13 protein-coding genes are annotated in these 12,149 nt (G+C 66.8%); 9 read left to right on the top strand and 4 right to left on the bottom strand.

The window, feature by feature from the left end:
- Positions 1-73: 73 nt before the first annotated feature.
- The 8 genes from EA796_RS12655 (at position 74) to EA796_RS12620 (ending at position 7,004) form a co-directional block, all read left to right on the top strand.
- The gene (locus EA796_RS12655) at positions 74-1,102 is read left to right on the top strand and encodes an amino acid ABC transporter substrate-binding protein (RefSeq protein WP_021445753.1); all 1,029 of its coding nucleotides are present in this window, start codon (positions 74-76) and stop codon (positions 1,100-1,102) included.
- A 98-nt stretch (positions 1,103-1,200) separates the two neighbouring features.
- Complete coding sequence (locus EA796_RS12650) at positions 1,201-2,385, top strand: amino acid ABC transporter permease (protein ID WP_122108861.1); 1,185 nt, start codon at positions 1,201-1,203, stop codon at positions 2,383-2,385.
- Between the two features lie 9 nt (positions 2,386-2,394).
- Entirely contained in the window at positions 2,395-3,492 is a 1,098-nt protein-coding gene (locus tag EA796_RS12645) for an amino acid ABC transporter permease (RefSeq protein ID WP_021445751.1), read from the top strand.
- Positions 3,493-3,501: 9 nt separating this feature from the next.
- The gene (locus EA796_RS12640) at positions 3,502-4,266 is read left to right on the top strand and encodes an amino acid ABC transporter ATP-binding protein (RefSeq protein WP_021445750.1); all 765 of its coding nucleotides are present in this window, start codon (positions 3,502-3,504) and stop codon (positions 4,264-4,266) included.
- 155 nt (positions 4,267-4,421) lie between these two features.
- Positions 4,422-4,904, top strand: coding sequence for a nuclear transport factor 2 family protein (locus EA796_RS12635; protein ID WP_021445749.1), 483 nt, complete (start codon positions 4,422-4,424; stop codon positions 4,902-4,904).
- A gap of 102 nt (positions 4,905-5,006) precedes the next feature.
- On the top strand, positions 5,007-5,726 hold the full coding sequence (gene pcsA / locus EA796_RS12630) for a phosphatidylcholine synthase (RefSeq protein ID WP_021445748.1): 720 nt from the start codon (positions 5,007-5,009) through the stop codon (positions 5,724-5,726).
- The gene (locus EA796_RS12625; protein WP_122108896.1) at positions 5,723-6,004 is read left to right on the top strand and encodes a GIY-YIG nuclease family protein; all 282 of its coding nucleotides are present in this window, start codon (positions 5,723-5,725) and stop codon (positions 6,002-6,004) included. Before pcsA ends, EA796_RS12625 begins: the two co-directional genes overlap by 4 nt.
- Before the next feature lie 64 nt (positions 6,005-6,068).
- Positions 6,069-7,004: a glutathione S-transferase family protein gene (locus EA796_RS12620; protein WP_122108860.1), complete on the top strand. Its 936-nt coding sequence runs from the start codon at positions 6,069-6,071 to the stop codon at positions 7,002-7,004.
- Between the two features lie 40 nt (positions 7,005-7,044).
- Here the strand turns inward: EA796_RS12620 and EA796_RS12615 are convergent, their stop codons facing one another.
- The 4 genes from EA796_RS12615 to yejK are packed head-to-tail and all read right to left on the bottom strand — an operon-like array spanning position 7,045 to position 10,165.
- A complete protein-coding gene (locus EA796_RS12615; RefSeq protein WP_122108859.1) occupies positions 7,045-7,365 on the bottom strand; it encodes a glutaredoxin family protein in 321 nt (106 codons plus the stop codon).
- Positions 7,362-8,207, bottom strand: a complete 846-nt coding sequence (locus EA796_RS12610; protein WP_122108858.1) for a polyphosphate kinase 2 family protein — start codon at positions 8,205-8,207, stop codon at positions 7,362-7,364. Before EA796_RS12610 ends, EA796_RS12615 begins: the two co-directional genes overlap by 4 nt.
- Before the next feature lie 12 nt (positions 8,208-8,219).
- Positions 8,220-9,107, bottom strand: a complete 888-nt coding sequence (locus tag EA796_RS12605) for a DUF4344 domain-containing metallopeptidase (RefSeq protein WP_021445743.1) — start codon at positions 9,105-9,107, stop codon at positions 8,220-8,222.
- A gap of 50 nt (positions 9,108-9,157) precedes the next feature.
- Positions 9,158-10,165 carry a nucleoid-associated protein YejK gene (yejK, locus tag EA796_RS12600; RefSeq protein WP_122108857.1) on the bottom strand — a complete coding sequence of 336 codons (1,008 nt, stop codon included), beginning with the start codon at positions 10,163-10,165 and terminating at the stop codon, positions 9,158-9,160.
- Between the two features lie 349 nt (positions 10,166-10,514).
- Between yejK and EA796_RS12595 the strand changes: the two genes are divergently transcribed.
- Positions 10,515-12,125: a M28 family metallopeptidase gene (locus tag EA796_RS12595; protein WP_122108856.1), complete on the top strand. Its 1,611-nt coding sequence runs from the start codon at positions 10,515-10,517 to the stop codon at positions 12,123-12,125.
- Positions 12,126-12,149 lie beyond the last annotated feature (24 nt).

Genomic DNA, 12,149 nt, shown 5'->3' with positions numbered 1-12,149 from the left:
CGGATCGCGTGCCTCATAAGGGTGGGGAAGCAGGACCGAGACTCCAACACAACAAGAGCAACTGGAGGTTTTAATGAAGATGGTGAAATCCACCCTGGCTGTGCTGACCACCGCAGCCGTACTCGGTGTCAGCGGCTTCGCGCAGGCGGGCGCTACCCTGGATGCGGTACAGAAGAAGGGCTTCGTGCAGTGCGGGATCAGCGATGGTCTGCCGGGCTTCTCCTACGCCGACGAGAAAGGCAATTACCTGGGCCTGGACGTCGACGTCTGCCGCGCCGTAGCGGCTGCGGTGTTCGGCGATGCGACCAAGGTCAAGTACAGTCCGCTGACCGCCAAGGAGCGCTTCACCGCGCTGCAGTCCGGCGAAGTCGACATCCTCTCGCGCAACACCACCTGGACCAGCTCGCGCGACGCGGCCCTGGGCCTGAACTTCACCGGCACCAACTACTACGACGGTCAGGGCTTCCTGGTTAACAAGAAGCTGGGCGTATCCAGCGCCAAGGAACTGGACGGCGCCACCGTGTGCATCCAGGCCGGTACCACCACCGAGCTGAACCTCTCCGACTACTTCCGTGCCAACGGCATGAAGTACACCCCCATCACCTACGATACCTCCGACGAGAGCGCCAAGTCGGTCGAAGCCGGCCGTTGCGACGTGCTGACCTCCGACCAGTCGCAGCTGTACGCGCAGCGCATCAAGCTGGCCAACCCGGACGACTACGTGGTGCTGCCGGAAGTCATCTCCAAGGAACCGCTGGGCCCGGTGGTACGCCAGGGTGACGAGGAGTGGTTCGACATCGTGCGCTGGAGCCTGTTCGCCATGCTCAACGCCGAGGAACTGGGCGTGACTTCGGCCAACGTCGAAGAAATGGCCAAGTCCACCAAGAACCCCGACGTCGCCCGTCTGCTCGGCGCCGAAGGCGAGTTCGGCAAGGATCTGAAGCTGCCGAAGGACTGGGCGGTGCAGATCGTCAAGCAAGTGGGTAACTACGGCGAGAGCTTCGACCGCAACGTCGGTGCCGGCAGCGAGCTGAAGATCGAGCGTGGCCTCAATGCCCTGTGGAACAAAGGTGGTCTGCAGTACGCACCGCCGGTGCGTTGATCGTCTGTATCGGCGCGCCAGCTCGGCGCGCCGGTTGTTCCTGATGACGTGAACCCCATGCCCGCGCCCGCGGGCATGGGGCTTCCAAGAGGGCTGTTATGCAAACTACTGCTAATGTCCCGCGCCCGCGAGGATCGGTCTGGACCGACCCCCAGGTGCGCGCGTGGCTATTCCAGATCATCGCCGTGGTCGCCGTCGTGGCGCTCGGCTGGTTCCTGTTCCAGAACACCCAGGCCAACCTCGAGAAGCGCGGGATCATTTCCGGCTTCAGTTTCCTGGGTAACAGTGCCGGATTCGGCATTGCCCAACACCTGATCGACTACAGCGAGAGCGATACCTACGGACGGGTGTTCGTCATCGGCCTGCTCAACACCTTGCTGGTGTCGGTGATCGGCATCGTCCTGGCCACCATCCTCGGTTTCATCCTCGGGGTGGCGCGGCTGTCGCCGAACTGGCTGATCAGCAAGCTGGCCACCGTCTATATCGAGATCTTCCGCAACATCCCGCCGCTGCTGCAGATTCTCTTCTGGTACTTCGCGGTGTTCCTCACCCTGCCGGGGCCCCGGCAGAGCCTGGAGATCGGCGAGACCTTCTTCCTCAACAGCCGCGGCCTGTACCTGCCGGCGCCGAGCCCGTCGGAGAGCTTCGGCCTGTTCGTCGGCGTGCTGCTGGCGACCATCGTCGCCATCGTGCTGATGGGGCGCTGGGCCAAGGCGCGCCGCGAGGCCACCGGCAAGGTGTTTCACGCCTTCTGGGCGTCGCTGGCGATGATCGTGGTGATCCCCGGCCTGGCCGTGGCGATCGGCGGCAACCCGCTGCAGTGGAGCGTGCCGGAGCTGACCGGTTTCAACTTCCGCGGCGGCTGGGTGATGATTCCCGAGCTGATGGCCCTGACCCTGGCGCTGACCATCTACACCGCGGCCTTCATCGCCGAGAACGTGCGCTCCGGGATCATGGCGGTGAGCCATGGCCAGACCGAGGCGGCGCGCTCGCTGGGCCTACGCCCGGCGGTCACCCTGCGCCTGGTGATCATCCCGCAGGCCCTGCGCGTGATCATCCCGCCGCTGACCAGCCAGTACCTCAACCTGGCGAAGAACTCCTCGCTGGCGGCCGGCATCGGCTACCCGGACATGGTCTCGCTGTTCGCCGGCACGGTGCTCAACCAGACCGGCCAGGCGATCGAGGTGATCGCCATCACCATGAGCGTGTACCTGGCGATCAGCATCAGCATTTCCCTGCTGATGAACTGGTACAACAAGCGCATTGCGCTGATCGAGCGGTAAGGAGCAGCCATGCAGACTCATACCTTCAAACCGGACCTGCCGCCGCCGCGCCTGAGCGTCGGCGCACTGGGTTGGCTCAAGGCCAACCTGTTCTCCAACTGGTTCAACAGCCTGTTGACCCTGTTCGCCCTCTATCTGATCTGGCTGATCGTGCCGCCGCTGCTGCAGTGGGCCTTCATCGACGCCACCTGGAGCGGCACCACCCGGGCCGACTGCACCGGCGGCGGCGCCTGCTGGGTGTTCATCCAGCAGCGCTTCGGCCAGTTCATGTACGGTTTCTACCCGAGCGAACTGCGTTGGCGGGTGGATACCACCCTGTGGCTGGCGATCATCGGCGCGGCGCCGCTGTTCGTGCCGCAGATGCCACGCAAGGCGCTGTACGGCCTGGCCTTCCTGGTGATCTACCCGATCATCGCCTGGTGCCTGCTGCACGGCGGCGTGTTCGGCCTCAGCCTGGTCTCCACCAGCCAGTGGGGCGGCCTGATGCTGACCCTGGTGATCGCCGCGGTCGGCATCACCGGCGCGCTGCCGCTGGGCATCCTGCTGGCGCTGGGACGGCGTTCGGACATGCCGGCGATCCGCGTCATCTGCGTGACCTTCATCGAGTTCTGGCGCGGCGTGCCGCTGATCACCGTGCTGTTCATGTCCTCGGTGATGCTGCCGCTGTTCCTGCCCGAAGGCATGCACTTCGACAAGCTGATGCGCGCGCTGATCGGGGTGATCCTGTTCCAGTCCGCCTACATCGCCGAGGTGGTACGCGGCGGCCTGCAGGCCATTCCTAAGGGCCAGTACGAGGCGGCCGCGGCCATGGGCCTGGGCTACTGGCGGATGATGGGCCTGGTGATCCTGCCGCAGGCGCTGAAGCTGGTGATCCCCGGCATCGTCAACACCTTTATCGCGCTGTTCAAGGACACCAGCCTGGTGATCATCATCGGCCTGTTCGACCTGCTCAACAGCATCAAGCAGGCGACCACCGACCCGGCCTGGCTGGGCATGGCCACCGAGGGCTACGTGTTCGCCGCGCTGATCTTCTGGATTTTCTGTTTCGGCATGTCCCGCTACTCCCTGCATCTGGAGAGAAAGCTGGATACCGGCCACAAGCGTTAGGAGTGAGTTATGAGTGAAGCCATCAAGAAGTCGTCCAGCGCCGAGCCGATGATCCTCATGCAGGCGGTGCACAAGTGGTACGGCCAGTTCCACGTGCTCAAGGACATCAACCTCAGCGTGCAGCAGGGCGAGCGCATCGTCCTCTGCGGCCCGTCCGGTTCGGGCAAGTCCACCACCATCCGCTGCCTCAACCGCCTGGAGGAACACCAGCAGGGGCGCATCGTGGTCGACGGCACCGAGCTGACCAGCGACCTCAAGCACATCGAGGCGATCCGCCGCGAAGTGGGCATGGTGTTCCAGCACTTCAACCTGTTCCCGCACCTGACCGTGCTGCAGAACTGCACCCTGGCGCCGATGTGGGTACGCAAGATGCCCAAGCGCCAGGCCGAGGAAGTCGCCATGCACTTTCTCGAGCGCGTGCGTATCCCCGAACAGGCGCACAAGTACCCGGGTCAGCTCTCCGGCGGCCAGCAGCAGCGCGTGGCGATCGCCCGCGCGCTGTGCATGAAGCCGAAGATCATGCTGTTCGACGAGCCGACCTCGGCGCTCGACCCGGAGATGGTCAAGGAAGTGCTCGACACCATGATCGGCCTGGCCGAGGACGGCATGACCATGCTCTGCGTGACCCACGAAATGGGCTTCGCCCGCACCGTGGCGAACCGGGTGATCTTCATGGACAAGGGCGAGATCGTCGAAGAGGCCGAGCCCAACACCTTCTTCACCAACCCGCAGAACGAGCGCACCAAGCTGTTCCTCAGTCAGATCCTGCACTGAGGCGGTTGCGCTGTGAACAGGGGGAGTCTTCGGGCTCCCTTTTTCATGGGGCCCAGAGGCGCCGCGCGCACCGCAGACCCAAACCCTCCGTTCGCTGGTGCGCATGGCCTAGACGGCCCAGCGACACCCTACAGGCCTGTAGCCCTGGAGCGCTTATGAACCACCCCAATGCCGAACTGATCCAGCGTTTCTATACGGCCTTCCAGCGCCTGGATGCCGAGGCCATGGTGGCCTGCTACGCCGCGGACATTCATTTCTCCGACCCGGTGTTCACCGACCTGCGCGGCGCCGCGGCCGGCGATATGTGGCGCATGCTGTGCAGCCGCGCCGAAGGCTTTTCGCTGACCTTCGATGCGGTGCAGGCCGACGACCGCCAGGGCAGCGCCCACTGGGTCGCCAGCTACCGCTTCAGCGCCACCGGGCGCCAGGTGGTCAACCGCATCCAGGCGCAGTTTCGCTTCGAGGGCGGACTGATAGTCGAGCACCGCGACCAGTTCGACCTGTGGCGCTGGGCCGGCCAGGCGCTCGGCGCCAAGGGCCTGCTGCTGGGCTGGGCGCCGCCGGTGCAGGGGGCCATCCGCCGGCAGGCGGCCAAGGGCCTGGCGCAGTTTCGCCAGGGACGCCAGGCGGCCGGCTGAGGCGCGCGGCTGAACGCAGTGGTAGGCTTGCCGGTCATAGCCTTCAATTAGGGATGCGGGCGCCTGTTGCCGCACCCAGCCACCCTCAGCCGAGATCCTGCCGTGACCGAATTGCTCGTAGCCGTGAAACAGGCCAAGGCCTGGGGCGTCCATGCCGTCACCGCCAGCGGGGTGATACTCGCCTTGCTGGCCCTGCTCGCCGTGCTCGACAGCCAGCCCAAGCAGTGCCTGCTGTGGCTCGGCCTGGCGCTGCTGGTCGATGGCCTGGACGGCTCGCTGGCGCGGCGCTATGACGTCAAGGGCGTGCTGCCGCACTTCGACGGCTCGACCCTGGACCTGGTGATCGACTACCTCACCTACGTGTTCATCCCGGCGATCTTCCTCTACCGCTTTATCCCGCTGCCCGATTTCACCGCGCTGTTCGCTGTGGGCCTGATCCTGGTGTCCTCGCTGTTCTGCTTCTGCAACCTCAACATGAAGAGCCAGGACAACTACTTCGTCGGCTTCCCGGCGGCGTGGAACGTGGTGGTGCTGTACTTCTACCTCCTCGACTTCCACCCCTGGCTGGCGCTCGGCACCATCGTCCTGCTGGCCGGCCTGACGCTGACCAAGATGAAGTTCCTGCATCCGTTTCGGGTGCGCCAGTTCATGCCGCTGAACATCGCCGTCACCAGCCTGTGGATGCTGGCCAGCGCGCTGCTGATCCTGCAGTACCCGCTCAACCAGCCCTGGCTGCTGGCCATCTGGCTGCTGGCGAGCGCCTATTTCGTCGGCGTCTGCCTGTGGCGCAGCGCGCGGGAATGGTGGCCTCGGCGCCGATGAACGCAGCGCTCGACAAAGCCTGGTTCGTCTACCTGGTACGCGCCGCCAACGGCGCGCTGTACTGCGGCATCAGCGACGACCCGCAACGACGTTTCGCCCAGCACCAGGCGGGCAAGGGTGCGCGCTTCTTCCATACCAGCCCGGCGCAGGCGCTGGCCTACGTCGAGGCCTGCTCCGGCAAGGGCGAGGCGCTGCGCCGCGAGCGGGCGATCAAGCGCCTGCCCAAGCGCGCCAAGGAAGCGCTGATTGCCGCCGGTGATGCCCCCTCATTCGCCTGAGGCGGTGGGCGCGGTCGGACCAGGCGGTTAAGCTGGGCCTTTCGACCCCGACGCGGAGTGCGCCATGCACGAGTTGATCCTGCACCATTACCCCACCTCGCTCTTTGCCGAGAAGGGCCGCCTGATGCTGGGCTTCAAGCAACTGTCCTGGCGTTCGGTGACGATTCCGCCGCTGATGCCCAAGCCGGATCTGACCGCGCTGACCGGCGGCTACCGCAAGACCCCGGTGCTGCAGGTGGGGGCCGATATCTACTGCGACACTGCACTGATCGCCCGCCGCCTGGAGGCGGAGAAGGCCGCCCCGGCGCTGCTGCCCGAAGGCCAGGAGTTCAACGTCAGCCTGCTGGCGCAATGGGCCGACTCGGTGCTGTTCCAGCACGCCGTGGCACTGGTGTTCCAGCCCGAATCCATCGCCCTGCGTTTCGCCAAACTGCCGCCGGAGTTCGTCAAGGCCTTCGTCGCCGACCGCAGCGCGCTGTTCTCCGGCGGCAGTGCCAGCCGCCTGCCGCTGGAGCAGGCCAAGCACCAGTGGCCGGTGCTGATGGGGCGCCTGCAGCAGCAGTTGCAGCGCGAGCCGGGCGACTTCCTGTTCGGCGAGCCGTCGCTGGCCGACTTCGCCGTGGCCCACTGCCTGTGGTTCCTGCGCGCCACTCCGGTGACCGCGCCGCTGGTCGACGACTACCCGGACGTCGCTGCCTGGCTCGGCCGGGTGCTGGGTTTCGGCCACGGTTCGCTGAGCGAGATGAGCGCCGAACAGGCCATCGCCGTGGCGCGCGAGGCGACCCCGGCGGCGCTGCCGGAGGAGGACTTCGTCGAGCCCAACGGCTTTGTCCGCGGCCAGCAGGTGAGCATCGCCGCGGTGGATTACGGCGTCGATCCGGTGGCGGGCGAGCTGCTGTTCGCCGGGCGCGAGGAGCTGATCCTGCGCCGCGAGGACGCGCGGGCCGGCGTGCTGCACGTGCACTTCCCGCGCCTGGGCTTTCGCATCGAGGCGCGCTGAGCGCCTGTTTTCGGCAGCGCGGGGCGATTCAGCCGGCCGCTCAGTAGGCGGCGCGGATGGCGCGCTGGTCGTAGCCGTGGATGATCCGTCCGCGCATATCGATCAGTGGCACGCCGCGGCCGCCCAGGGCCTGGTGGCGCGCGCGGCCGGCGCTGTCCTTCTCGATATCCACCTCGCGGTAGGCGATGCCGTCCGCGGCGAACAGTTCGCGGGTCTTGGCGCAGTAGCCGCGCCAGCTGGTGGCATAGAGCACGACCTCGCCGCCGGCGTTGCCGGCCTGCGGCGGCTTGAGCCAGCGTTCGAGCCTGTCCCAGTTCTGCCACAGGGCCAGGGCGGCGAGGATCAGCAGGATTTTCTTCATTGGTGCGCGTCCTTGTGCGTGGTGGCGGCTTGCAGTTGTTCCAGGGTAAAGGGCGCCGGGCGATCCGGCCACTGCAGCTGCAATCTTTCCAGCTCGCGGGCCAGCAGGCTGGCCACCAGCAGGTCGCGCAGCCAGCGCTTGTGCGCCGGGATCAGGTACCAGGGCGCGGCGCCGCTGTGGCTGGCGGCGAGCAGCGTGCTCCAGCGCCGCTGGCGTTCGCCGAACTGCTGGTGCGACTGCAGGTCGCTGAGCTTGAGCTTCCAGCGTTTCGCCGGCTGCTCCAGGCGCTCGACCAGGCGGCGGTACTGCTCGGCCTGGTCGATCTGCAGGTAGCACTTGAGCACCACGATGCCCTGCGCCGCCAGGCCCTGCTCGAATTCCAGCGCCGCGGCCAGGCGCGCCGGCAGCTCGTCGTCGCCGCACAGGCCGTCCAGCGGGTCGCAGATCAGCGCCTCGTAATGACTGCGGTTGAATACGCCGAGCAGGCCGGGGGCTGGCAGGCGTTGGCGGTAGCGTTGCAGGAAGTGCTGGCCGCGCTCGGCCGCGTTCGGCGCCTGGAAGCTGTGCACGGCCAGGCCCTGCGGGTTGCAGGCGCTGAGCACGCGGCGGATCACGCCATCCTTGCCGCTGCAGTCCGGGCCTTGCAGCACCAGCAGCAGGGCCTGGCGGCGGTTGGCCCAGAGGCGCGTCTGCTGCTCCTGCAGCCAGGGCTTGAGCCGTTCCAGGCGGGCCTTGGCCTCGGCCTTGTCGAGGCCGAAGGTGCGCGCCGGATCGCCCGCCAGCGGCGCCCGCACGTCGCACAGACAGGCGTCGAGCAGGGCGTTGGGCAGGCGCTGGCTCATGGGCGGGTTCCTTCAGCGGGGTGGCCGGCAGGCCGGGCACAGCATGGCTGCGCCGTTCAGGCGCAGGCGCGGCAACTGGGCGGCGAGCAGCTGGAAATGTGCCAGGCGTTCGTAGCACAGCACCAACTCGCCAGCGTCTCGACTGTACCAGGCATCCGCGGCGCCGCAATTGACCACGCGCAGGATCAGGTCGCGCGGCAGGCGATAAACGGCGCTGGCGCGGGCGGCGATGGCCTCCACCTCGCCGCTGTCCTGCAGCAGCGCGAGCAGGCGTGCGCCGTTGGCGATGCGCTGTGCGGGCGCATCGAAGATCACCCGGATGCGATGGCCGTGCGGCTCGCCCGGCCTGCGCCCGTGCTGGCGCTTGACCCAGGCCAGGGCCCGGCTGACCTGCTGGTATTCCTGGTCGCAATAGAGCGCCCGCTCCATCGGCAGGCCGGTGACCTTGGGTACCCACTCCAGGCGATCCGGGTCGCTGCCGTAGATCAGGCAGGCCAGGTTGTAGAAGCGCTGCGCGTCCAGGCCGTGACTGGCCCAGGCGTGCACCTCCTCGTAGTCGGGCTTGGGGCGTTGCCATTCCAGGCGCCAGTAGTCGGCGATGTCCAGCAGGCGGGCATAGAAGCCGGCGTCGCGCTGCCGGTCGGCGCTGAGGAACAGGCTGAGGAAGCCCAGCTGGTCGGCGGCGTCCTCCTCGCGCCCGAGTACCGGCAGATCCAGCTCGGCGATCAGCAGGTGGCCCATCTCGTGGAGCAGGGTGAACTCGGCGTTGGCACTGATGAAGCGCTCTTCGTCGCTGAGCAGCGCCTCGATCGGCGGCTCCTCGGAGGCGTCGGCCGCCAGCAGGACGAGGCCCAGCAGGGCGGCGGCGCAGTGGCGGCGCAAGGCAGGGGACGAGGGCATGGGCGCACCTCGCGGCGTGTTCTTGCAGTCTAGCCCAGTCGGGGCGCGCGTCAGTCCTGGTGGCGCTTGAGCTGATCCTTCAGCTGGGTCGGCAGCTGGCGGATGATCAGCATGTCGCGGCCCTCGTCGTACTCGACCTTCGAGCCCAGCAGGTGCGCCTCGAAGCTGATCGACAGGCCCTCGGCGCGGCCGGTGAAGCGCTGGAACTGGCTCAAGGTGCGCTTGTCCGCCGGAAATTCCGGGGCCATGCCGTAATCCTTGTTGCGGATATGCTCGTAGAAGGCGCGTGGGCGCTCTTCGTCGATCAGTCCGGAGAGCTCGTCGAGGGTGATCGGCTCGCCCATCTTGGCCTGGCTGGTGGCGTAGCCGACCAGGGTCTTGGTCTTCTCGCGCGCCTGCTCCTCCGGCAGATCCTCGCTTTCCACGAAGTCGCTGAAGGCCTTGAGCAGGGTACGGGTCTCGCCCGGGCCGTCGACGCCTTCCTGGCAGCCGATGAAGTCGCGGAAGTAGTCGGAGACCTTCTTGCCGTTCTTGCCCTTGATAAAGGAGATGTACTGCTTGGACTGCTTGTTGTTCTGCCACTCGCTGATGTTGATGCGCGCGGCCAGGTGCAACTGGCCCAGGTCCAGGTGCTTGGCCGGGGTCACGTCCAGCGCCTCGGTCACCGCCACGCCTTCGCTGTGGTGCAGCAGGGCGATGGCCAGGTAGTCGGTCATGCCCTGCTGGTAGTGCGCCAGCAGCACGTGGCCGCCGGTGGACAGGTTGGATTCCTCCATCAGCTTCTGCAGCTGTTCCACGGCCTGGCGGCTGAAGGCGGTGAAATCCTGTTCGCCATCCAGATAGCTCTTCAGCCAGCCGCTGAAGGGGTAGGCGCCGGACTCCTCGTGGAACAGGCCCCAGGCCTTGCCCTGCTTGGCGTTGTAGCTCTCGTTGAGGTCGGCCAGCAGGTTCTCCATGGCCGGCGAGGCGCTCAGCTCGCTGTCGCGGGCGTGCAGCACGGCAGGGCTGCCATCGGGTTTCTTGTCGATCAGGTGGACGATGCAATGGCGGATCGGCATGGCGGTTCGGTCTTTGGCGGGTTCGCGATGGGAGTAACGCCGCAGGGGAGCAAGAAGGGCTCGCGCATCGGCAGCGTTGCGGCATGCGCAGAGTCTACCCGACATCGCTGCCGACTCCATGCCCGGGATGCCGCTGGGCACAGGATGCGAAGGGAGATTGCTGGCTATTTGCCGCTATCTGCAGTGATAGAGCTCTATTTTCTGGAAAAAATGCGCTTTCCGATTCGCGCGATGGCGCTTCCCGGTCTAGCGTCTGTGACGTCCACACGACGCAGTAAAGGGACGCACCGCGGCGGCGCCACAAGCGTCGCCGCCTTTCTCGATCTCCAAATATGGATTGGAGGAACACATGCGCAACAAGATCAATAATCGCCGTTTACTGGGCGCCGCCTTGCTGGCGGCACTTTCCGGGCAGGCCGTGGCGGCCAAGGCGCCGGATCTCACCGAGTTGTTCGATCAGTTCTGGAGCCCGACGCGGCTCGGCCCGGCCGAGTGCCGCTCCGGGGTGCTGAGCGCCACGCCGTTGCTGCTGCCGCGCTGCATGCAGGCGGCCAACAGCCTGATCCACATGCAGATGCTCAACGATATCGCCCAGGCCAACGGCGGCAACCGTGCGGCGGGGCTGCCCGGTTATCAGGGCTCGCTCGATTACGTGCAGGCCACCCTGGAGAGCGCCGGCTATGCCGTCAGCCGCCAGGCCTTCCCGTTCAGCGCCTTCTACCCGCAAGGCCCTGGCGTGCTGCAGAGTCTGGCGCCGACGCCGGCGCAGTACGAATGGGAGGTGGACTTCACCTACCTGTCGCAGACCGAGGCCGGCGACGTCGCCGCGCCGGTGGTGGCGGTGGATATCGCCCTGGGCGAGGGCAACCTGTCCACCAGCGGCTGCGAGGCCGAGGACTTCGCCGCGTTCCCCGCCGGCGCCATCGCCCTGCTGCAGCGCGGGGCCTGCAACTTCCAGATCAAGGCCGAGCACGCCGCCGACGCCGGCGCGGTTGGGGTGGTCATCTTCAACCAGGGCGACAGCGAGGATCGCAAGGGGCTGCTCAACGCCACCCTGGGCGACGGCTATGCCGGCGGCATTCCGGTGCTGTTCACCACCTACGACCTGGGCGTGAGCCTGGCGCAGACCGCCGAGCTGCAACTGCGCATGGTCGCCGACGTGGTACGCGAGCGCACCGAGACCCACAATCTGATCGCCGAGAGCAAACGCGGCAATCCGGACAACGTGGTGATGGCCGGCGCGCACTTGGACTCGGTGTTCGAGGGCGCCGGGATCAACGACAACGGTTCGGGCAGCGCCGCGCTGCTGGAGCTGGCCGTGCAGATGGCCAAGGCCAAGCCGCAGAACAAGCTGCGTTTCGCCTGGTGGGGCGCCGAGGAGTCGGGGCTGGTGGGGTCGACCTACTACGTCAACCAACTGGCCGACGAGGAGAAGGCGAAGATCAAGGCCTACCTGAACTTCGACATGATCGCCTCGCCGAACTTCGCCTACTTCATCTACGACGGCGACGGCTCCGACTTCGGCCTGCAGGGGCCGCCCGGCTCGGCCGCGATCGAGCGGCTGTTCGGCGAGTACTACCGCCTGCGCGGTCTGCCGTTCGAAGGCGACGAGATCAGCTTCCGCTCCGACTACGCGCAGTTCTTCCTCGACGGCATCGCCTTCGGCGGGCTGTTCACCGGGGCCGAGGTGGTCAAGTCCGAAGAGCAGGCCAGTCGCTACGGCGGTACCGCCGGCATCGCCTTCGATCCCTGCTATCACGACGCCTGCGACGACCTGAACAACCTCGACCGGCGCGCGCTGGAGGTCAACGGCGATGCCATGGCCTTCGTCGCCAGCTGGCTGGCGCTGTCGACCAAGGTGGTGGACGACGAGATCGAGGCCAGCCGGGCCGAGCGCGGGCTGATGCGCAGCGCGCAAGCCTATGACATCACCCATTGGGGCAAGCACTGGGTCAAGTAGCGTCGTTCGCCGGTGCGCACGGCG

This window comes from Pseudomonas sp. AOB-7 (genome assembly GCF_003696305.1).
Classification (GTDB): Bacteria; Pseudomonadota; Gammaproteobacteria; order Pseudomonadales; family Pseudomonadaceae; genus Aquipseudomonas.
Note: the sequence above shows the minus strand (reverse complement) of the source record. Positions and strands in the feature narration are given on the sequence as shown.